The organism is Corynebacterium humireducens NBRC 106098 = DSM 45392 (genome assembly GCF_000819445.1).
Taxonomy (GTDB): domain Bacteria; phylum Actinomycetota; class Actinomycetes; order Mycobacteriales; family Mycobacteriaceae; genus Corynebacterium; species Corynebacterium humireducens.
Genome location: NZ_CP005286.1, coordinates 2,104,915 through 2,126,185 on the forward strand (window position 1 = coordinate 2,104,915; position 21,271 = coordinate 2,126,185).

The 21,271-nt window shown below is 70.2% G+C and carries 19 protein-coding genes and 2 tRNA genes; 7 read left to right on the forward strand and 14 right to left on the reverse strand.

The window, feature by feature from the left end; translation table 11 throughout:
* The 4 genes from B842_RS10365 to B842_RS10380 all read right to left on the reverse strand — a co-directional run bounded on the left by B842_RS10365 (position 1) and on the right by B842_RS10380 (position 2,523).
* Positions 1 to 600, reverse strand: coding sequence for an ATP-dependent Clp protease proteolytic subunit (locus B842_RS10365; RefSeq protein ID WP_040086552.1), 600 nt, complete (start codon positions 598 to 600; stop codon positions 1 to 3).
* 242 nt (positions 601 to 842) lie between these two features.
* Positions 843 to 2,204, reverse strand: a complete 1,362-nt coding sequence (tig, locus tag B842_RS10370) for a trigger factor (RefSeq protein WP_040086553.1) — start codon at positions 2,202 to 2,204, stop codon at positions 843 to 845.
* Positions 2,205 to 2,269: 65 nt separating this feature from the next.
* Positions 2,270 to 2,343, reverse strand: a tRNA-Pro gene (locus B842_RS10375).
* Between the two features lie 105 nt (positions 2,344 to 2,448).
* Positions 2,449 to 2,523 (reverse strand) — tRNA-Gly (locus tag B842_RS10380).
* A 168-nt stretch (positions 2,524 to 2,691) separates the two neighbouring features.
* On the opposite strand from B842_RS10380, the gene B842_RS10385 reads away from it, so the two are divergent.
* Both B842_RS10385 and B842_RS10390 read left to right on the forward strand, forming a co-directional pair.
* Positions 2,692 to 3,453, forward strand: a complete 762-nt coding sequence (locus B842_RS10385) for a DUF1542 domain-containing protein (protein WP_174520259.1) — start codon at positions 2,692 to 2,694, stop codon at positions 3,451 to 3,453.
* A 27-nt stretch (positions 3,454 to 3,480) separates the two neighbouring features.
* Positions 3,481 to 4,326, forward strand: coding sequence for an aldo/keto reductase (locus tag B842_RS10390; RefSeq protein WP_040086555.1), 846 nt, complete (start codon positions 3,481 to 3,483; stop codon positions 4,324 to 4,326).
* Here B842_RS10390 and B842_RS10395 read toward each other — a convergent pair.
* The 4 genes from B842_RS10395 to B842_RS10410 are packed head-to-tail and all read right to left on the reverse strand — an operon-like array spanning position 4,247 to position 8,125.
* Positions 4,247 to 5,122 carry a glycosyltransferase family 2 protein gene (locus tag B842_RS10395; RefSeq protein ID WP_156119504.1) on the reverse strand — a complete coding sequence of 292 codons (876 nt, stop codon included), beginning with the start codon at positions 5,120 to 5,122 and terminating at the stop codon, positions 4,247 to 4,249. The genes B842_RS10390 and B842_RS10395 overlap by 80 nt on opposite strands.
* An 8-nt stretch (positions 5,123 to 5,130) precedes the next feature.
* On the reverse strand, positions 5,131 to 6,075 hold the full coding sequence (locus B842_RS10400) for a hypothetical protein (RefSeq protein WP_040086556.1): 945 nt from the start codon (positions 6,073 to 6,075) through the stop codon (positions 5,131 to 5,133).
* A complete protein-coding gene (locus tag B842_RS14095; protein ID WP_040086558.1) occupies positions 6,072 to 7,136 on the reverse strand; it encodes a glycosyltransferase family 4 protein in 1,065 nt (354 codons plus the stop codon). The genes B842_RS10400 and B842_RS14095 overlap by 4 nt, the downstream gene beginning before the upstream one ends.
* Entirely contained in the window at positions 7,133 to 8,125 is a 993-nt protein-coding gene (locus tag B842_RS10410; RefSeq protein ID WP_245631340.1) for a glycosyltransferase family 1 protein, read from the reverse strand. Before B842_RS10410 ends, B842_RS14095 begins: the two co-directional genes overlap by 4 nt.
* A gap of 178 nt (positions 8,126 to 8,303) precedes the next feature.
* On the opposite strand from B842_RS10410, the gene B842_RS10415 reads away from it, so the two are divergent.
* Both B842_RS10415 and B842_RS14005 read left to right on the forward strand, forming a co-directional pair.
* Entirely contained in the window at positions 8,304 to 9,236 is a 933-nt protein-coding gene (locus B842_RS10415) for a WcbI family polysaccharide biosynthesis putative acetyltransferase (protein WP_156119505.1), read from the forward strand.
* Complete coding sequence (locus tag B842_RS14005) at positions 9,233 to 11,185, forward strand: glycosyltransferase (RefSeq protein WP_040086561.1); 1,953 nt, start codon at positions 9,233 to 9,235, stop codon at positions 11,183 to 11,185. Before B842_RS10415 ends, B842_RS14005 begins: the two co-directional genes overlap by 4 nt.
* Here B842_RS14005 and B842_RS10425 read toward each other — a convergent pair whose 3' ends face one another.
* The 3 genes from B842_RS10425 to B842_RS10435 all read right to left on the reverse strand — a co-directional run bounded on the left by B842_RS10425 (position 11,186) and on the right by B842_RS10435 (position 12,642).
* Complete coding sequence (locus B842_RS10425) at positions 11,186 to 11,659, reverse strand: ribose-5-phosphate isomerase (protein WP_040086563.1); 474 nt, start codon at positions 11,657 to 11,659, stop codon at positions 11,186 to 11,188. It lies immediately after the preceding gene.
* 104 nt (positions 11,660 to 11,763) lie between these two features.
* Positions 11,764 to 12,021 (reverse strand): hypothetical protein, encoded by a 258-nt coding sequence (locus B842_RS10430; protein ID WP_040086564.1) that lies wholly within the window; start codon positions 12,019 to 12,021, stop codon positions 11,764 to 11,766.
* A 3-nt stretch (positions 12,022 to 12,024) separates the two neighbouring features.
* Positions 12,025 to 12,642, reverse strand: a complete 618-nt coding sequence (locus B842_RS10435) for a mycothiol-dependent nitroreductase Rv2466c family protein (protein WP_040086565.1) — start codon at positions 12,640 to 12,642, stop codon at positions 12,025 to 12,027.
* Between the two features lie 67 nt (positions 12,643 to 12,709).
* On the opposite strand from B842_RS10435, the gene pepN reads away from it, so the two are divergent.
* Positions 12,710 to 15,271 carry an aminopeptidase N gene (gene pepN / locus B842_RS10440; protein WP_040086566.1) on the forward strand — a complete coding sequence of 854 codons (2,562 nt, stop codon included), beginning with the start codon at positions 12,710 to 12,712 and terminating at the stop codon, positions 15,269 to 15,271.
* On the opposite strand, the gene B842_RS10445 is transcribed toward pepN, so the two are convergent.
* Positions 15,268 to 16,011, reverse strand: coding sequence for a GntR family transcriptional regulator (locus B842_RS10445; RefSeq protein WP_040086568.1), 744 nt, complete (start codon positions 16,009 to 16,011; stop codon positions 15,268 to 15,270). The two genes, pepN and B842_RS10445, sit on opposite strands and share 4 nt — an antisense overlap.
* 282 nt (positions 16,012 to 16,293) lie before the next feature.
* Here B842_RS10445 and B842_RS10450 point away from each other — a divergent pair, with 282 nt between their 5' ends.
* Positions 16,294 to 18,219, forward strand: a complete 1,926-nt coding sequence (locus B842_RS10450) for an FAD/NAD(P)-binding protein (RefSeq protein ID WP_040086569.1) — start codon at positions 16,294 to 16,296, stop codon at positions 18,217 to 18,219.
* Here the strand turns inward: B842_RS10450 and B842_RS10455 are convergent.
* Positions 18,216 to 18,935, reverse strand: coding sequence for an SDR family oxidoreductase (locus B842_RS10455; protein ID WP_040086570.1), 720 nt, complete (start codon positions 18,933 to 18,935; stop codon positions 18,216 to 18,218). The two genes, B842_RS10450 and B842_RS10455, sit on opposite strands and share 4 nt — an antisense overlap.
* A 44-nt stretch (positions 18,936 to 18,979) precedes the next feature.
* Between B842_RS10455 and B842_RS10460 the strand changes: the two genes are divergently transcribed.
* Complete coding sequence (locus B842_RS10460) at positions 18,980 to 19,921, forward strand: DMT family transporter (RefSeq protein WP_040086571.1); 942 nt, start codon at positions 18,980 to 18,982, stop codon at positions 19,919 to 19,921.
* 119 nt (positions 19,922 to 20,040) lie between these two features.
* Here B842_RS10460 and B842_RS10465 read toward each other — a convergent pair whose 3' ends face one another.
* Positions 20,041 to 21,225: a cystathionine gamma-synthase gene (locus tag B842_RS10465; protein ID WP_040087611.1), complete on the reverse strand. Its 1,185-nt coding sequence runs from the start codon at positions 21,223 to 21,225 to the stop codon at positions 20,041 to 20,043.
* Between the last annotated feature and the right edge of the window lie 46 nt (positions 21,226 to 21,271).

Consider the following 21,271-nt stretch of genomic DNA (forward strand, 5'->3'; position numbering starts at 1 on the left):
CTAGTTGCTGATCGGGCCCTCAGCGTGGCTGATGACGTGGTCGACGAGTCCGTACTCCTTGGCCTCCTCGGCCGTGAACCAACGGTCACGGTCGGAGTCCTTGGTGATCTGCTCGAAGGTCTGGCCGGTGTGCTCGGCGATGAGCTCGGCCATCTCGCGCTTGGTCTGGGCGAACTGCTCGGCCTGGATGGCGATGTCCGCGGCGGTACCACCGACACCGGCGGACGGCTGGTGCATCATGATGCGCGCGTGCGGCAGGGCGTAACGCTTGCCCTTGGTGCCGCCGGAGAGCAGGAACTGGCCCATGGAGGCGGCCAGACCCATGCCGTAGGTGGCGATGTCGCACGGGGAGTACTTCATCGTGTCGTAGATCGCCATGCCAGCGGTGACGGAACCACCCGGGGAGTTGATGTACAGCGAGATGTCGCGGCTCGGGTCCTCCGCCGTCAGCAGCAGGATCTGCGCGCAGATCTTGTTCGCGATCTCATCGTCGACCTGCTGGCCGAGGAAGATGATGCGCTCACGCAGCAGGCGCTCGTACACCGAGTCGCCGAGGTTCATGCCCGCCCCCGGGGACGTCATCCGGATCTCATCAGTCATGTCAGTCAAACTCCTGTGTCTCATTTTTGTCGATGGCTCCCAGGGTACTAGCGGTGCTCCCCGGATCGCCCTTCTGTTCGCTCACAGCGTCCCAACGCTTCTCGACGCCCCCGCATTCCAGGCTGCCGACGCTGCGGCGTCGGCACTGGCTTGCGTCAGATGTGCACGACACCGCTTCCCGCTCCACGAAAAACGCGCCCCCGACCCGTAGGTCAGGGGCGCGTTCAACGTCTCAGGGAGGACTAGTCCTCGGAGGACTCGGTGTCCTCAGCCTCGGCCTCCGGCTCCTCGCCGAAGTACTCGGAGGGGTCGACGTCGTTGCCCTGGTCATCCTTGACGGAGACACGGCAGATGGCGGCGGCCAGGGCCTTGCCGCGACGGACGTCGGAGAACAGGTTCGCGATCTGGCCGGACTGCTGCAGCTGGCCGACGAACTGGTTCGGGTCCATGCCGTAGGACTGGGCGGTGAACAGGATGTGGTCGGTGAGCTCCTGCTGGGAGACCTCCGGGTTCTCCTGCTCGGCCAGGGTGTCCAGGAACAGCTGGGTGCGGACGGCGTTCTCGGAGTCCTCGCGGGCCTGCTTGTCGAACTCCTCGCGGGTCATGCCCTGGGCCTTGAGGACCTCGTTGAGGGCGTTCTCGTCGTGGGCCATCTGGCCGAGCAGCTGGTGGAGCTGCTGGTGGACCTGCTCGTCGACGATGGACTCCGGCAGGGCGAAGTCGGTCTTCTCGAGGGCGGCCTTGAGGACCTCGTCGCGGATGTCGGCGGCCTGCTGGGCCTTCTTGGACTCCTCGACCTGGGCGCGGGTGGCCTCGCGCAGCTCGTCGGCGGTGTCGAACTCGGACGCCATCTGGGCGAACTCGTCGTCGAACTCCGGCAGCTTGCGCTCCTTGGTCTGCTGGACGTGGACGGCCACGGTGGCCTCCTTGTCCTTGTGCTCACCGGCGGCGATCTTGGTGGTGAACTCGTTGTCCTCGCCGGTCTTCATGCCGCGCAGGGCGGTGTCGAGGCCGTCGATCAGGTCGCCCTGGCCGATCTCGTAGGAGAGCCCCTCGGTGGTGGCCTCCTCGACGACCTCGCCGTCGACGGTGGCCTTCAGGTCGATGATGGCGTAGTCGCCGGTCTTGAGCTTGCGCTTGGTGTCCTTGAGCTCACCGAAGCGGCCGCGCAGACGGTCGATCTCCTCGTCGACGGCGGCGTCGTCGACCTCGATGGCCGGGACGGTGACGGAGAGCTCGGAGAAGTCCGGGACCTCGAACTCGGGGCGGATGTCGACCTCGGCGGTGAACTCGACGAACTCGTTGTCCTCGATCTTGGTGACGTCGACGGTCGGCTGACCGATGGCGACGATCTCGTTCTCCTCGATCGCCTTCTGGTACTGGACCGGCAGCATGTCGTTGACGACCTGCTCCAGGATCGGGCCGCGGCCGTAACGGGCGTCGATGAGCTGGCGCGGTGCCTTGCCCTTACGGAAACCCGGGATGGACACCTGCTGAGCGAGGGCCGTGTAGGCCTGGTCAATCTCAGTCTTCAGGTCCTCGAAGGGGACGTTGACGGTGAGCTTGACGCGGGTGTCGCTCAGCTTCTCGACGGAACTCTTCACGAGTAACTCTCCTGGTTTCACATTGACTGTCAGTTCATTTAGGCCGGCCGGAACCGGACCCTACGTCGGGGCGACAGGATTTGAACCTGCGACCCCCTGCTCCCAAAGCAGGTGCGCTACCAAACTGCGCCACGCCCCGTAGGTGTGTTCAGCAGTCTACCGGCAGATGATTCCGGGCCGTTGCATGGGGGTCGGAAACAGGGAAACCCCGCACCGGCGTTCACCGGTGCGGGGCTTGAGAAATTGGAGGGAATGACGGGAATCGAACCCGCGTCTTCAGCTTGGAAGGCTGAGGTATTAGCCACTATACGACATTCCCCTGCGTGTGCCGGACCAGTCTAGCGCATGGAGGGGGATTTAGGAAAACCGGAACAAGGGGGCGTCGAGAAGCGTTATAGGGGTGACTGACCCGACGACTATCGAAGGTGACCTACTCGTGGAACTTCTCCTCCTCCTGCTGATCCTCGGCGGTGGCGCCGCCTACTTCATGAACCGGAACAACAAGAACCGGGCGGCGGAGGTGGAGCAGACCCGCCTGGAGGACGCGCAGGCCGACGCCCGCCGCTGGATCGAACGCCTCGGCTCGCAGGTGCTCACCATCGCGGGCAACGACGCCGCCTCCACGCAGGCCATCGCCGACGCCTCGGAGCGCTACAACGCCGCAGCCTCCGCCATCTCCCAGGCGCAGACCGTCAAGCAGGCGGAGCTGGCGCGTGAGTCCGCGCTCGAGGGCCTGCACTACATGAACGCCGCCCGCGAGATCATGGGCATGACGCCCGGCCCGGAGCTGCCGCCCCTGGAGGGTCAGCGCAACGCCGGCAAGGTCACCGAGCGTCGCACCATCGAGCACGAGGGTCAGACCATCACCGCCTCCCCGGTGGCCACGGACCAGACGCCGAACTACTACCCGGGCGGCAACGTCGCGGGTCGTCCGGTCCCGGCCGGCTGGTACTCCCGCCCGTGGTGGGCCGACGCGATGGCCACCGGCATGTGGACGGCGACGTCGATGATGATGTTCTCCATGATGTTCTCCGGCATGGCCGGTGTGGGCTACGGCGGCGACGCCTGGGCCTCCGGCTACGGCGAGGGCTACGAGGAGGGTCTGGCCGCCGGTGGCGAGGACATGGGCGATGCCGGCGACATGGGTGACACCGGTGACATGGGCGGCGGTGAGGACATGGGCGGCGGCTTCTTCGACGGTGGAGACGGCGGCGGCCTGTTCGACGGAGGCTTCGACTTCGACTTCTGACCGGGGTGCGCGCGTAGCATCGCGGGCATGACCGTTCCCACCATCACTCTCAACGACAACACGTCGATCCCCCAGCTGGGGTTCGGCGTGTTCCAGATTCCGCCGGAGGACACCGAACGCCTCGTCAGTGAGGCCCTCGAGGCCGGCTACCGGCACATCGACACCGCCGCGATCTACCGCAACGAGGAGGGCGTCGGCCGGGCGATCGCCGCGTCGGGCATCCCGCGCGACGAGCTGTACGTGACCACGAAGCTGTGGAATCGGCGGCACGACGACCCGGAGGTCGCCCTCGCCGAGTCCCTCGAGCGCCTCGGCCTCGACAACGTCGACCTCTACCTCATCCACTGGCCGTGCCCGCGGCAGAACCGCTACGTCGAGGCGTGGCGCGGGCTCATCGGGCTGCGGGAGCAGGGGCTGACCACCTCGATCGGCGTGTCGAATTTCCTGCCCGAGCACCTCGACCGCCTGGAGATGCAGACCCCGGTCACCCCGGCGGTCAACCAGGTGGAGCTGCACCCGGCGTTCCAGCCGTGGAAGGACATCGACGCCGCCCGCGTCCACGGCATCCGCGTGCAGGCGTGGTCGCCGCTGGGCATGGGGAGGAACGGGCTTCTCGACGCCCCGGAGGTCGTCGACGTCGCCGCCGCCCACGGGGTGTCGCCCGCGCAGGCGATCATCCGCTGGCACCTGCAGAACGGGGTGATCCTCTTCCCGAAGTCCGCCCACCCGGAGCGCATCCGCGAGAACATCGACGTCTTCGGTTTCGAGCTCACCCCGGACGAGATGGCGGCGATCACATCACTGGACGAGGGTGAAGCGGGGCGCGTTGGGCCGCACCCGAACGAGTTTGAACCCGCGCCTGCCGGGAGTTGACGGCCACCCAGCGGCCGTCGCGGAACTCCACCGCGCCTTCGTCGGCGAACTTCTCCAGCCACCCGGTCATGGGCCAGAAACCCCAGATCTCGTGGAAGCGTTCGGCGTTGCGGAGGATGTCGTGGAAGTGCTCCCACGGCGGGTCGGAGACGGGGTGCCACTGGTGGTAGGCGTCGGCCCCGCCGACCCAGAACAGGGGGATCCGCCGGGCGCGGAGGTGCTGACCGAAGTCGGTGTCCTCCGCGCCGTAGCCGGTGTAGCCCTTGTCGAAACCGCCGAACCCGCGCCGGATGCGCCGCCACGTGTCGGCGGTCAGGGCGAAGGAGAGGGACCAGAAGAGTTCGTAGCCGCGGTCGTCGGCACGCAGGAGGGTGCCGGCGGGCGGGTTGGGGCGCGCCGGATGGGGGTCAGGCCGCGTGGTGCGGCGGTCCCCGTCGGGCAGGTAGGTGACGGGCCCGGCGACGACGGCCTCGGGGTGGGCGTCGAGCGCGAGGCGGTAGTAGCCGATGAGGTTCTCGCCGGGGAGGCAGTCGGCGTCGAGGAAGACGATGATGCCGTCGGCGTTCTTTGCCGCGAGGTCGCCGCCGAGGTTGCGGGCGCCGGCGAGGGAGAACTCCCCGAGGGGGATGACCTCGGAGTCGGGCAGCGCGGCGGCCAGTGCCTCCGCGTCGCCGAGGGCGACGACCAGATGACGGACGTCGCGGGGCAGGCACGCCGCCTGGCGGGCGACGTGGGCCAGTCGCCCGGCGTTGGACAGCGTCACCACAGTAACGGGGGTGTTGGCTGTCGTTGTCATCGACGTTGTCACTGTGTCACCACCTTCCGGATCACATCAGCCGCACGCTGGGCTGCACCGGAAGTCTGCCACCGGATCCACCGGCTGTCCAGCGAATTCGTCACATCGAGCAGGTCGGGCCAGTCCGCGGCGGTGGGGAACTGAGGACGGACCACGGCGAGTCCGGCGGCGTCGAGAAGCGCGGCCGTGGCGTGCTGCTCGGCGAAGGGGCGCTCCTGCGGGAGGACGAGCGCCGGGGTGTCGGCCACGGCGACGTCGGCGACGGAGTTCTGGCCGCCGGCGGTGACCACGACGCGCGCCCCGGCGAGGTACGGCAGGGGGTCGGCGACGGCCGTGTCGCCGCCGAGGAAGCGGAAGGAGCGGTCGGGGCAGGCCTCCTGCACGGCGTCCCACTGCCCGCGGGTCCACCCGGAGCCGCCGCGCCCGCTGAGGACGACGACGTCACCGTCGATGACGTCCTCCACGCCCCGGAAGCGGGAGATGCCGCCGACCTGGTGCACGCGCGGCCCGTGGGCGCGCAGGTGCTCGGGCAGCGGCACCCAGTTCGGCCACGCCGCGATGATGGCGGCGGCCTGCCGGTAGCCGAGCTGGTGGGCGGCGTCGTCGCGCACCCCCGGCATGGCGAGGGTGATCACCGGCACGCCCATGAGCCGGGCCAGCAGCGCCACCTCGACGGAGACGTCGACGTAGAAGGCGGCGGGGCGGTGCTCGTCGATCCACGCCGCGATCTGCGCCATGCGCCCGCGCAGCCCCGCGTGCCCGGGCGGCACGTGGTGCAGGGTGCCGTGGGCGTCCCGGTCCCCGCTTATCGACGCCCCCGCATCGTCCACCAGCACCACATCCGCGGACGGGTCGGTGGACAGCAGTTGGGCGGGACGGTCGAGGGCGGCCATGATGGCGCGACACCGGTGCACGTGACCGCTGCCGTGGTGGTGGGCGTAGAAACCGATCATCGGGTGGGCACCTCGCTGTAGAGCTCCGCGTAGCGACGCGCGACCTGGGTGAGGCTGTGGTGGCGGACGACCCACTCGCGGACCACGGGCCGGTCGATCCCGGCGGCGACGTGGACAGCTGCGGCGAGGGACTCGACGTCGTCGGGCACCGCCAGGGCCGCGGGGGCGCTGGTGAGGAGTTCGCCGAGGCCGCCGCGTCGGAAAGCGGCGACCGGGGTGCCGCAGGCCATCGCCTCGAAGGCGACGAGGCCGAAGGGCTCCTCCCAGCGCGGGGTGACCAGGCAGACGTGGCACTGGCTGACCAGGGTCTGCAGGCCGACGTGGTCGAGTTCGCCGACCCACGTGGCGGCCTGGCCCGTCATGCGGGGGACGATCTCCGTGGAGAAGTAGCGGTGGTCGCCGACGCGGCCGGCGAACAGCAGGGGGATCCCGGCGCGGCGGCAGGCGTCCATGGCCAGGTGCAGGCCCTTCTCGGGGACGATGCGGCCGAACCACACGGCGGCCTCGCCCCCGGGGCCGGGCCGCCAGAGGTCGGTGTCGACGCCGTTGGGGATCACCGTGGCCGGGCGGGGCAGCACCCAGTCCGCGGCGGTGGCGGCGGACACGGCGGTGAAGCGCCCGGCGCGGGGGCCGGCGGCGGCGATGGCGTCCTGCACCTCCGGCAGGGCGGGTGTGTGCAGGGTGGTCAGCAGCGGCAGCGGGTGCTCGAAGAGGACCGGGGTGAGGCTGTTGTTGTGCACGATGTCGTAGCCCTCCCGCGCGAGGTGACGGGCCAGGCGGTGGAAGGCGGCATCCTCCGCGGCGCGCGCCCCGGGCGGGTAGGCGGTGTCGCTGGCCTCGAGGGGGTCGCGGGACCAGGAGATGCCGGGCAGCTCGACGTCGCGGACGTGCCCCTGGGAGCCGGCGGCGGCATAGAGGTCGACGGTGTGGCCGAGGGAGCGCACGGCGCGGACCAGGGTGTGGCAGAAGGCCTCGAGCCCGCCGGCGTAGGGCTCCCGGATGGGATAGCGCGCGGGCGCGACCAGCGCGATGCGGCGGCGCGGGGTGGTGGCCAGCGTCATCGGCCGCTCACCTCCCGGTACACCTCGCGGTGGGCCTGCCGGATGTCCTCCAGCTGGCGGTCGCGGTCGCCCGTGTAGGGCAACGGTCCCTGCTCGTGGAGGTGGATGAGGGCGCGGGCGGCGTCGAGGGGATCCCCGGTGATGTACTCCTCCACGCCCCGCGGATCGTCGGCCTGGGCGACGTACATGCCGCAGTCGGGGACGGCGACGTCGACCCCGAGGTCGCGGCACATCTCCAGCCAGCCGGAGTGGGTGCCCCGCAGGTACGGCAGGAGCACGACGGCGCACCTGCCCACCGCCGCGTGCAGGGTGTCGTCGGACATCGGGGTGTGGGAGCGCACGTCGAGGAAGCCGGCGGCCTGGTCGCGGGACAGGGCGTGGGTGAGGTGCGCGGTGCGGGAGTCCTCGTGCAGGTGGACGCGCAGGGGCTCGCCGGTGGCGCGGTGCACGGTGCGGGCGAGGATGCGGTAGAAGACGGGGTCGGTGATGACGTTCGCCCGCAGCGACTTGAGGAACACCCCGATCCCCGTGCCCGTGCCGGTGGCCTGCGGCGGATGGGTGACCACGCGCGGGTGCGGGATGATGCGGGCACCGGGGCGCAGCCGGGTGGCGGCGGCGTCGGTGAGGGTGATACGGGCGGCGGCGGCGTCGAGAAGCACGTGCAGTTTGGCGTGGTGCTCGGACTGGTCGACGAAGTGCGGGTTGTCCAGATCGTGGACAGTCACCACGAGCGGCACGCCGCGGTCCCGCAGCACCTCGACGAGGGCGCGGGTGTCGGCGACGCTGAGGTGGTCGAAGCCGAAGTGCAGGTGCACGAGGTCGGGCAGGTCGGCGTCGGAGCGGGTGTGCCACCAGGCGGCGTCGAGGGCCGGGTGCGGCCACCAGTTGCCGTCGATGTCGGGGTCCGGGCGGTAGCGGACGTCGAGGGGGCGGACGGCCTCCGTGTAGACGTGTCCGGCCGGGATGGACAGGACATCGAGTGTGTCCACACCACCGTCTGGGCGCATTTCTCACCTCACTGTCAGTGACCGATCAGGAACAGGGCGAATCTCGGGGCGCTCATCAGCCTCCGCTAATGTCGCCCCACCCGGTCATCATATGCCGGTTATTATGTTGTGGAAGAAAAGTGAGATCCCGAATATGCAGAAACCTTGATAAATTGGCGTCATGACCACCCCACACGACCTCCCCCGCCGTCGCCACTACGGCAACTTCTACCAGGTCAACCCGACGAAACGTCACGACAACCGCCCCTTCGTCGTCGTCATGGGCAACTGCCAGGCCGAGTCCCTCCGCATCCTCCTCGACAGCGCCGGCACCGTCGATTCCTTCCGCATTCCCCCGGTTCACGAGTTCACCGCCGAGGACGTCGAGCTGCTCGCCCCGGTCCTCGCGCGCGCCGACGTCCTCGTCTCCCAACCCATCCGCGACGGTTACCGCGACCTCCCCCTCGGCACCGCCGAGCTGGCCGCCCTCCTGCCGCCCGGCGCGTCGGTCATCCGCTACCCGGTGCTGCGCTGGGACGGGCTCATGCCCTTCCACGCCATCATCCGCGACCCGGCCGACCCCTCCCGCAACCCGCCGGTCGTCCCGTACCACGATCTGCGCCTCGTCGTCGCCGCCGACCGCGGTCTCGACGCCCCCGTCGACGTCGACCCCGGGGCCCCGGCCTTCCGCGAGGCCGCCGCCCTGTCCATCGGCCACCTGCGCACCCGCGAGCAGCACCACGGCACGGTGGTGGTCTCCGATCATCTCGAGACCGCCCCGGTGTGGCACACCATCAACCACCCCTCCAACGAGACACTGGCGTACATGGCGCAACAGGTCCTCGACGAGATCGTCCCCGGCGGCACCGTCACCCCGCCCGCCGACCGCGAGATGCTCGGCGGGCTGCAGGCCCCGGTGGAGCCCCGCGCGGCACACGCCCTCGGGGTGCCGGACGCCGCCGTGGGCCGCGAGCAGTGGACCGCCGCCGGCGCCCCCCTCGACTGGCCCTCACTCGTCGCCGAGCAGCTGGCCTTCTACCGGGAGCACCCGCAGATTGTGGCAGCCGGCCTGACGCGCCACGCCGAGCGCCTCGCCCTCCTGGGTCTGGCATGATCTGCCACCTCATCGTCGGCCCCGACGGCCACGGCGTCACCGAGTACGCCCGCTCGCTGGCCGCGCACTCGGCCGGTTCCGTGTTGGTGGGGATGGGCCCGCTGCCGCCGGGGCCCGTCCACGTCACCTTCACCGACCACCTCTTCGGCGACACCCCGGAGCGGGCCGTCGACGCGGTGCTGGCCCGCTGCGCCGGGCATCCGCTGAGCGTCAGCCTTCACGACATCCCGCAGGAGGCGGAGGGCGCGGCGCGGTTCGCCCGCCGGGCCCCCGCTTATCGACGCCTCGCCTCCGCCGCCGACCTCGCCGTGGTGAACTCCCACCACGAGGCGGCATTCTTCGACGATCCGCTGCCCGTGGTGCCGTTGCCGGTTCCCACCATCGACTCCGCCTATGATCCGGAGTCCTCCACGGTGGGGATCCTCGGCTTCATCTACCCCGGCAAGGGACACGACGACCTGCTCCGCGCGGTGGCGGGCACCGGGCTGCGCGTCCGTGCGCTCGGCGGGGTGAGCGCGGGTCACGAGGACTGGGCCGCCCAGCTGCAGGAGCTGGCCCGGGAGCTCGACGTGGACTTCGAAATCACCGGCTGGCTCTCCGATTCCGAGCTCGCCGCCGAGATGGGACGCATCGAGATCCCCGTGTGCGCCCACCGCCACTACTCCGCCTCCGGCTCCCTCATGGCCTGGCTCGGGGCGGGCCGGACGGTGCTGGTCAGCGATTCGCCCTACACCCGGGAGATGGCGCAGCGCTGGCCCGGCGTCGAGGTGGTCGACGACTGGGGTGCGGCGCTGCGGGACTTCTCCCCCACCCCACCTGCGGCCAACGAGGGCTGGGACTGGCCGGACCTCGCCGCCGAGTGGGAGCGGCACTGGCGTCGGCTGTGGCCGCGCGTGTCCGTCGTCATCCCCCACTACAACAACCCGGAGGGGCTGCGGGAGGTGATGCGGGGCGTCGAGAAGCAGGACTACCCGGGGGAGATCGAGATCATCGTCGCCGACGACGGCTCCACCGTCCCGCCGGACGTCGACGCCATTGTCGTGCGCCAGGAGGACCTCGGATTCCGCGCGGCCGCGGCCCGCAACCTCGGTGCCGGGGCGGCGAGCGGTGAGGTGCTCACGTTCTTCGACGGCGACACCGTGCCCGGGCCCGGATACCTCACGGCCGTCGTGCCGCACGTGGTGGCCGACGGCCGCGCAGTGGTCGTCGGCACCCGCCTCACCGGCCCGGAGCGGGAGGAACCGCAGTGGCTGCGCGACGCCTGGACGCACACCGGGCACCTGCAGCGCGCCGACGACGGCAGCTGGCGCTACGTCATCTCCGCCGCACTCACCTGTGGGCGGGAGTTCTTCCGGGAGATCGGCGGTTTCGACGGCTCCCTGGTCGGCTACGGCGGTGAGGACTGGGAGTTCGGCCACCGCGCCTGGGAGGCCGGCGCCCGCCTCGTCCACGAACCCCGCGCCGTCGCCGTCCACGACGAACCGGACTGGGGCGGACGCAGCGCCGACCCCGCGGAGAAGAACTCCGAGACCATCGCCCTCGCCCACCGCATCACCCACCCCCTGGCCCGGCCCGCCGGCGTCATCTTCGACACCGCCGACATCGAGGTCCACGTCCCCGGCTGGCCCGAGGCCGGCGTCACCGAGACCGTCATCATCGGGTGGCTGCGCGCCGGAGACGTCCACGTCATCATCGACCCCGTGCCCGAACTCTTCCTCGCCGATCCCCGCGTTCGCCCCGCAGGCAACGGCGCCCGCATCACCGTGCTTCTCGACGCCCCCGTCATCCCCGACACCCTCCCCACCACGCACAACGCCACCTGCCTCCGGGAAGGAGAACAGGTGGCGAGGGTGAGGGGGCGGCGTCGGGAAGCTCCCGTCACGGTCGACGTCACATGGACGCTCGTCGACGGACCGCGACGCCTCGAACGCGACTTCGCGGGCTGGTGACTATTCGGCCGGGAGCTCCGGGGCGACGCCCGTGCGCTCGTAGTCGGCGAGGATGTCGATGCGACGCTGGTGACGCTCCGCCTTCGACCAGTCCTGATCCAGGAACGCATCGACGATCGCCAGCGCCTCCTCCTCGGAGTGCATGCGACCACCCAGGCCGATGAGCTGGGCATTGTTGTGCTCACGCGCCAGGCGGGCGGTCTCCGGGGACCAGGCCAGAGCGCACCGGGCACCCTTGACCTTGTTCGCGGCGATCTGCTCGCCGTTGCCGGAACCACCGAGCACGATGCCCAGGGAACCCGGATCGTTGACCGTGCGGGAGGCGGCCTCGATGCAGAAGGCCGGGTAGTCGTCGTCGGGATCGTAGGTGTGGGCGCCACAGTCGATGACGTCGTGGCCCTGCTTCTTCAGGTGCTCGGCGATGATGTTCTTCATGTCAAAGCCGGCGTGGTCTGCTCCAAGGTAAACGCGCATGGTGCTGATCCTACCGGGGTGGCTTGGGGCGCCGCGGTTTGGCCACTTCTGGGGTGTTTGAACACCCCGGAAGTGGCCAAGCTGCGCCGCAGTGGACCCGGGCCCTACCTCCGCCCGGCCTCGGACCGCGAGGTGAACACCTTCCACGCGATCCAGATGCCCAGGACGAGCAGCAGCACGGGGATGATCCGCAGGACGAGGATCACGGTACCCAGGAATCCCGCCAGCACGGCGACAGCGGCGGCGACGAGGCAGACGACGGCGCCGAGGGAGGCCACCGCCTTGTTGGTGTTCCAGGTGAAGTAGGCGACCGCGGCGGCGACGGCCGCGATGATGGTGGCTGTCAGCGTGGTCTCGAACATGCCTTACACCTGGGGGTTCTCGGTGCGGGACCGCTTGAGCTCGAAGAAGTAGGGGAACTGGGCGAGGCGGACGGCGGCGTCGAAAAGCTCGCCCGCCTCCTCCCCCTCCGGCACGCGGGTGATGACCGGACCGAAGAAGGCGGTGTCGCCGAGCTTGAGCACCGGGGTGCCGACATCGTCGCCGACCGACTCCATGGCGGCGTCGTGGAACTCGCGGAGCTTCTCGTCGACCTGCTCGGAGTTGGCGGCGGTGGCATAGATGGAGCTCAGGCCGGCGTCCTTGAGGGCCTGCTCGATGACGCCGTCGTAGGCACCGAAGCCCTTCTTACCGCTCTCCTTGCCGGCGTGGATGATGGTGCCCATGGCGGTGTAGAGGCCGTCGACGGCACCCGGCTCCTCGAGGGCGACGCGGGTGAACACGCGCGCGGGGCCCCAGGCGGCCTCCATGGCGGACATGTAGCCGGGGTCGAGGTCGCGGCCGTCGTTGAGGACGCTGAGGGACATGGGAATCCACTCGACGGTGATGTCGCGGACCTTCTCGACCTCCTTGATCCAGCGGGAGGTCTGCCAGGCGAAGGGGCAGGTGACGTCGAACCAGAACTGCACAGTATTTGTTGTCATGAGCACATGGTACGTGCGGACTAGTGTGGGCGGTGCGAGAAAATTCATCCGACCGAGGAGTACCCCCGTGACCTCCATCAACCTCACCCGCGAGGAGGCGGCGCACCGCGCTCGTCTGCTCGAGGTCGACCACTACGACATCGCCCTGGACCTGACCGATGACCGGGAGTTCGGCAGCATCACCACTGTGAGTTTCACTGTGCGGGAGGCCGGGTCGACGTTCATCGATCTGCGGGCCACGCATGTCGACGGCGTGTACCTCGACGGACAGAACATCCGCCGGGAGGCGCTCACCCTCGACGAGGACGGCTACGACGACACGTACGGCATCGCGCTGACGGATCTCACCCCGGGGCGTCACTCCCTGCGGGTGACGGCGACGATCCCCTATTCGCGGACCGGCGAGGGCCTGCACCGTTTCGTCGATCCGGCGGACAACGAGGTCTACCTCTACTCCCAGTTCGAGACGGCCGACGCCAAGCGCGTCTTCGCCTGCTTCGACCAGCCGGATCTCAAGGCCACGTACAGCCTGACCGTGACCACCCCGGCGGAGTGGAAGGTCATCTCCAACGCGGAGCAGACCACCACGGTGCAGGGCCCGCACGCGACGCACCGCTCCCGTATCGACTATCCCCTCTCGACCTACCTCGTCGCCGTGTGCGCGGGCCGTTTCCACGAGGTCACCTCCACCTGGCACGGCACGCTCACCCACCACCCGGAGACCCCGGCGGACCAGCCCACCGAGCTCAGCGTCCCGATGGGCCTGTACTGCCGTCGTTCCCTGGCGCGGCACCTCGACTCGGACCGCCTGTTCGCCGAGACGAAGCAGGGCTTCGACTGGTACCACGCGCACTTCGGCATGGCCTACCCCTTCGGCAAGTACGACCAGGTCTTCTGCCCGGAGTTCAACTTCGGGGCGATGGAGAACGCCGCCTGTGTGACCATCCGCGACGAGTACGTCTTCACCTCCCGGGCCACGCACTACAAGTATGAGCGCCGCGCAGAGACGATCCTCCACGAGCTGGCGCACATGTGGTTCGGCGACCTGGTCACCATGCGGTGGTGGGACGACCTGTGGCTCAACGAGTCCTTCGCCACCTGGTCCGCGGCGATCTCCCAGGCGGAGGCGACGCAGTACGACACGGCGTGGGTGACGTTCGCGAACGTCGAGAAGGCCTGGGCCTACTCCCAGGACCAGCTGCCCTCCACCCACCCGATCCTCGCCGACGCCACCGACATCGAGACCGTCGAGCAGAACTTCGACGGCATCACCTACGCCAAGGGCGCCAGCGTGCTCAAGCAGCTGCAGGCCTACGTCGGCCGCGACGCCTTCCTGTCGGGCGTGCGCCGCCACTTCGCCGACCACGCGTGGGGCAACGCCACGTTCGACGACCTGCTCGGCGCGCTGGAGTCCGCCTCCGGCCGTGACCTGTCAGGCTGGGCGGACCAGTGGCTCAAGACCACCGGCATCAACCGCCTCTCCCCCGCCTTCACCGTCACCGACGGCGTCTACGACTCCTTCGCCGTCGCCCAGGGTGGCGCGGAGCCCGGCGCGGGTGAGCTGCGCACCCACCGCGTGTGCGTCGGGCTCTACTCGCTTGTCGACGACCGCGTGGTCCGCACCCACCGCGTCGAACTCGACGTCACCGGGGAGTCCACGGACGTGCCGGAGCTGGTCGGTGCCCCGGCCGCGGACCTCGTGCTGGTCAACGACGAGGACCTCACCTACTGCCTCATGCAGCTCGACGAGGACTCGCTGGCGTTCGTGGTGGAGAACATCGACCGCATCGACGACCCGATGGCCCGCACCCTGTGCTGGTCCGCGGCGTGGGAGGCCACCCGCGACGGCCGCATGCGGGCCCGCGATTTCGTCCGCCTCGTCGCGCGGGGTGCGGCGGCGGAGACGGAGCTGGCGGTGCTGGAGCGCATCCTCTCCCAGGCGACCACCGCGCTGCGCACCTACGTCGACCCGGCGTGGGAGCGGGAGGGCACCTCCCTGCTCGTCGACACCTTCCTCACCGGCCGCACCTCCCCCGACCAGGAGGTCGCGCTGGTGTTCTCCCACGCGCTGACGAGGCTGCCGCTCAACGACCGGGCCGCCGACAAGCTGGCCCAGGTGCTCGAGTCCTCCCGCGACGCGGAGCTGCGCTGGCTGGCGCTGGCCGCACTCATCGCCTACGACCGCGTCGAGGTGGAGACCATCGCCCGCGAACGTTCCCGCGACCGTTCCGCCACCGGCCACCAGGCGGCGCAGCGGGCGGAGGCCGCGATCAACGACCCGGCCGCGAAGAAGAAGGTGTGGGACGCGGTCGTGACGGGCGAGCTGTCCAACGTCGACGCCCGCATGCGCATGGAGGGCCTCGTCTACCCGGGTTCCGCCGAGCATCTCGCGCAGTTCAACGACGCCTACTTCGAGGTCGCCGAGACCCTGTGGGCGCACCCCTCCTCCGAGATCGGTCTGAGCACCCTCACCGGCCTGTACCCGGTGTGGGACATCTCCGCCGAGGGCCTGGCCCGGGCGGACCGTTTCCTGGAGAGGGAGCTGCCGGCCGGTCTGCGCCGCGTCGTCTCCGAGCAGCGGGATCGTGTGGCCCGGGCGCTGCGCAACCGGGAGTTCGACGCCTCCTAGTCGTCCTGGTCGTGCGGCCGGGTGACCACCCGGATGTGGGCGACGTCGGCACGCAGGACGTCCTCGGAGTACTCGACGGGCACCCCGTCGCGGGTGGTCGCGGTGCGGCAGATCCGCAGCAACGGCAGGCTGCGGGTCACGCCGAGGACGTGCTGCTCCCAGCTCGACGCCACGCCGGGGACGAGGGTCTCCGTCTTGACCACGGGACGCAGGTCCCAGGTGGCGTCGAGAAGCTCGTGGAGGGAGCGGGACAGGTCCTGGTCGAGCATGCCGGGAACCAGGGCGGCCGGGAAGTAGGCGTTCTCCACGACGAAGGGGGTGTCGCCCGCCGTCCAGAGGCGGACGATCTGCACGACCTTCTCCCCGAGCGGGACGTCGAGCGACTCCGCGACGACCGGTTCCGCGGGGACGAGCCCGGCCTCGAGGACCTCGGGGGGCACCTCCAGGCCGTGGTCCCGCAGCTGCGGGATGAGACCCTCCATGCGGGTCAGTTCGATCACCGGGGGGATCGAGCGGATGAAGGTGCCGCCGGTGCGTCCGCGGCGGCGTTCGATGAGGCCCTCCATCTGGAGGATGTCCAGGACGTGGCGGACGGTCATGCGGGCGACGCCGAACTCCTCCACGAGTTGCCGCTCGGTGGGCAGCCTGTCTCCACCGCTCAACTCACGACGCTCGATGCGACCGCGCAGGTCGTCGGCGATGGCAAGGTACGCCGGAGGCCGGCGGGACGGGGAACTCACCACTCCAGAATAGCCACACCCATACAAAAAGCCGCATAAGCAGTGTTGACGGCACTGATTCCCCCTCCCTATCCGGGCATGTACTTTTGCCGCGGGGACTGTTTCCACTGCTAGTAACACGTGCTGCATGAAAATCCGCCGCCGCCCAAACGGGGGCAGTCCCGCGCGGGCACGCTCGAGGTGGGGGCGGTTTCCACAAACGGTTCACAGTGTGTCCCACATCACGTACACTGCTTTTAGTTATCCGTCATTCACTGAAATTCCCCGTCCCAGGAGCACACCGTGTCCCCCTCCCCCACCATCGCCGTCGTCGGACTGGGTCCCCGCGGGATCTCCGTCATCGAGCGCCTCGCCGCCCAGCTGCCGGCCGGCACCCGTCTCACCCTCCACCTCATCGACGACGCCCAGCACGGCGCCGGCCGCGTCTGGGACACGGAGCAGTCCCGCACGATGTGCATGAACACCCTCTCCGGGGCCGCCACCCTGTTCACCGAACCGGGCTCCTCCGTGGAGGCACCCGTCGTCGAGGGCCCCACCCTCCACGAGTGGATCCGCCACCTGCGCGGCGAGGAGATCGAGGGACCCCGCGCCCGGCTCCTCGCCGAGCATCCCCCGCAGGCGGAGGTCGCGGCCGCCTTCGCCGCGGAGGCCGCCGTCACCCGCCCCGACTCCCACCCCACCCGCGCCCTCTACGGCGCCTACCTGCGCTGGGTCTTCGACGTCGCGCTGGCCCGCCTCCCGGAGTCGGTCACCGTCGTGCGTCACGACGCCCGCGTCACCGACCTCCGCGACACCGGCGCCGACTCCGATGAACTCACCCTCTCCGACGGCTCCACGGTCCTCGCCGACGCCACCGTCCTGGCCCTGGGCTGGCAGACCCCGGGACTCACCGCCGCGGAACAGGAGATCGCGGACTCCGGCCACACCTGGCTGCGCCCCGGCAACCCCGTCGACCAGGGCGTGCACCGCGTGCCCGAGTCCGGCACGGTCCTCGTCCGCGGCCTGGGCATGGGCTTCTTCGACACCATGGCCCTGCTCACCCTCGACCGCGGCGGACGCTTCGTCGAGGACCCCACCACCCGCTCCGGCCTGCGCTATGAACCCTCCGGCCGCGAACCACACCTCGTGGCCACCTCCTTCCGCGGCTACCCCTACCTGCCGAAACCCGTCTTCGGCTCCCTCGGGCCCCGCACCCCGCGCTGCCACCTGAAGAAGGCGATGGCCGAACTCCGCGGCGCCGCCCGGATCTGCTTCGACACCCAGGTGTGGCCCGCCGTCGTCGCCGACACCTACGAGGCCTACTACCGCACCCTCGCGCGGGTGCGCCCGGGGTCCGTCCACCTGGACGCCGACGACTTCGCCGCCGCCCTGGAGGAGCTCCTCCTGGCGGGCGGGATCACGGGGGACCTGGGGGGCGTCGACACACTCATGGAGCAGCACACCTCCGAACCCTTCACCCTGCGCACCTACACCGAACCCCTCGCCGGGTTCCGGGGCACGCGCGCCGAACTCACCGCACACCTCGGGGAGCGGATGGCAGCCGACATCCGCGATGCGCTCGACGGCGCCGACAGCCCCGTCAAGGCCGCGCTGTGGTCGATCAACGCCTCCCGCAAACTCGTCTCCGTCCTCGGCGCGGAGGACCGCTACACCCGCGAATCACGCGACGGCCTCTACGCGACCATGGTCGGCCTCGGGCAGATGGTCGGCTCGGGGCCGCCGCTGTTCCGCAGCCGCCAGCTGCTGGCGCTCGTCGACGCCGGCCTCGTCTCCTTCCTCGGCGCCGACCCGCAGATCCGGGTCGACGCGGCGGGCTTCACCGCGACGTCCGCGAGCGTGCACGAGGAGGTGCACTCCGACGTGCTCATCGACGCCTGGATGTACAACCCCGACGTCCGCCGCCCCGCCGACCCCCTGCTCCTCTCGCTTCTCGACGCCGCCCGCGCCCGCCCCTACGCCCTCACCGCCGCCGACGGCACCCCCGCGCCCGGCCCCTCCCCCGAGGTGCACCCCGCCTCCCGCCTGCTCATCGGCGCGGACGGGGAACCGGACCCAAGGGTCATGCTGCTGGGCATCCCCACGTGGGGGCAGATGCCCGACACGTTCATCTCCCCGATGCCCGGCACCGACCCCCTGCTGCTGCAGGAGACGGACAAGGCCTCCCGGACCGCCCTGCGCGTCGCACTCGGCGCCCGGGTGCCCGCCTAACGCCTGTCCCCCACCTCGATGCGCGGACGCACGACCACGTCCGTGACCTGCGTGCTGGGCCCCGCGTCCACCACCATGCGGATCGCGCGGGCGATCTCGGCCGGCTCGATGAAGTGCTCCGGCCGGTACTCCCGGTCATCCTGCGCGTAGAGACCCTGCAGCATCGGGGTGTCGGTCGGGCCCGGCGCGACCGTGGTCACCCGCACCCCGGCGTTCGACTCCGCCTTCCGCAGGCCGTCGGCCAGCGCGTAGAGTGCGTGCTTCGTGGCGGCGTAGACGATGTTGTCCCCGTAGGACCCGCGGCCCGCCCCCGAGTTGATGAACACCACCGTGCCCTGCGCGGCCCGCACCGCCGGCAGCAGACGACGGGTCAGCTCGGCCGGCACGTGGACGTTGAGGTCCATCGCGTACCGCCAGTCCCCCACCCCGGCGGACTCGACGCTGAACTTCTCCGCGATCGCCGCCGCGTGCACCACCACGTCCACGCGGGTGAGCTCCGCGAGCCGCTGCACAGCGGAGGGCGCCTCGGTCGAGTCGAGGAGATCCACCACCAGGTCGGAGTTGACCGGGGTGACGTTGGCCAGCGCCCCGAGCTCCGCCAGGGCGGTGTCATCCCGCCCGAGCGCGTAGACATGATGGGTACGGGCGAGGTCCGCGACAATCTCACGGCCCATGCCACCCGTGGCTCCGGTAACGACGGCAATTGCTTCGGTCATACCATGGACTCTAGCCGCGGTTACGCTGTCCGGAGGAGGTACTCATGCTCGCAGTGGTCTTCGGAGTGCTGGTCGGACTGGTCATGCCCGTCCAGACGTCCGCCAACTCCCGCCTCCGCCTGTCGGTCGGCTCCCCGTTCCTGGCGTCGCTGGTGTCGTTCTCGGTGGGCTTCGCCACCCTGCTGCTGGCCGCCCTGCTCATCGACGGCCACCTGCCCCAGCCCTCCCTTGCCGCCTCCCTGCCGGCGTGGATCTGGGCCGGTGGCGTCCTCGGCGTCGTGGTCCTGACCGGCAACATCTTCCTCTTCCCACGCCTGGGGTCGGTGCAGACGGTGGTGCTGCCCATCGCCGGCCAGGTCATCATGGGCCTGCTCATCGACCACCTCGGGCTGTTCCACGCCCCCGTCCACCGCCTCGACGCCACCCGCCTGCTCGGGGCGCTCCTGCTGGTGCTCGGCGTGCTCGGGGCGATCGGCGCGGTCGACGCGCTGCTGCGGCCCGGGCGTCACCTCAGCACCGGCACCAGCTCGGGGTTCAGCCTGTGGGCGTGGCGCGTCGCCGGCGTGGTGTTCGGCATGTTCTCCGCCGCGCAGACCGCCATCAACGGCCAGCTCGGCGTGGCCCTCGGCTCCGCGGTCGGCGCAGCCCTGGTGTCCTTCACCTTCGGGGTGGCCACGCTGCTGCTCATCGTGCTGGCCACCCGCGCCCCCTGGCGCCTGACGCTCCCGGAGGGGCACCGCCGCAACCCGTGGTGGATGTGGATCGGCGGCTTCCTCGGCGCGGCCTTCGTCTTCGGCAACGCCTACCTCTCCCCCGTCATCGGCACGGGTCTGACCGTCATGACGATCCTGCTCGGCATGATGGTCGGCAGCCTCCTCATCGACCACTTCGGGCTGCTGGGGGCGAAGAGGAAACCGACCACCCTGGTCCAGGCGGTGGGCCTGGCGCTCATGGTGGTCGGTGTGGCGGCGATCCGGCTGCCCTGAGGGGGCCGGAGCCAGGGGCGGGCTCACATGTTCGGGAGGAGTACCCGTCTCGACACTGCGCCGCCCGGGAGGAGCCGTCCCGCACATGTCCTCTCGACCGTGTGCGGGGCGGTCATCACTCAGGCGTCGACGGAGGCCTCAGCGGCCGCCTCCGCGGCCGCGACGGCCTGGAGGGCGACGTCGATGTCCGCGATGAGGTCCTCGACGTCCTCGATGCCGATGGAGATGCGCACCAGGTCACGCGGGACCTCCAGCTGGGAGCCGGTGGCGGACTGGTGGGTCATGGTGGCCGGGTGCTCGACGAGCGACTCGACGCCGCCGAGAGACTCGGCCAGACAGATCAGTCGGGTGTTCAGGCAGAAGACGCGGGCGGCCTCCTCGGAGCGGAAGCGCACGGAGATCATGCCGCCGAAGCGCTTCATCTGGCGCTTGGCCACCTCGTGGCCCGGGTGGGACTCGAGGCCGGGGTAGAGCACGGTCGCGACCTGGTCGGAGGCCTCGAGGTGCGCGGCGATGGCCTCGGCGTTGTCGCAGTGGCGCTCCATGCGCACGGCCAGGGTCTTGATGCCGCGGGCGGTGAGGTAGGCGTCGAAGGGGGACGGGATGGGGCCGACGCCGCCCTGGAACCAGAGGAGCTGCTCGTCGAACTCGGCGCAGTTGGTCACCACGAGGCCGCCGACGACGTCGGAGTGACCGCCGAGGTACTTGGTGGCGGAGTGCAGGACGTGGTCCGCGCCGAGGGCGAGCGGCTGCTGCAGGTACGGGGACGCGAAGGTGTTGTCCACGACGAGGGCGGCCTGCTGCTTGATCGCGGCGATGGCGGCGATGTCGGTGATGGACAGGGCCGGGTTGGTCGGGGTCTCCAGCCAGATGAGCTTGGTGTTCGGGCGGAGGGCGGCCTCGACGGCGGCAACGTCGGTGGTGTCGACGACGGTGTACTCGACGCCCCACTGGCCGAAGGCCTGGTCGATGAGGCGCCAGGTGCCGCCGTAGGCGTCGTGGCCGAGGATGAGGTGGTCACCGGGGCGCAGGAGGATACGCAGGATGACGTCGGTGGCGGCCATGCCGGAGGAGAACGCGCGGCCGTACTGTGCGCCTTCCAGGGCTGCGACGGTCTTTTCGAGGGCGTCGATCGTGGGGTTGCCGCAGCGGGTGTACTCGAAGCCACCGCGCAGCTCGTTGAGGCCGTCCTGCGCGAAGGTGGTCGACGCGTAGATCGGCGTGTTGATCGGGCCGTAGAGGCTGTCAGGCTCGTATCCGGCATGGATGGAACGAGACGAGAAACCAGAAAGTCCGTGGGTCATGTCGGCCACTATAGACCAAGCGGTTCACTTTCCCGGCAGCATCCGG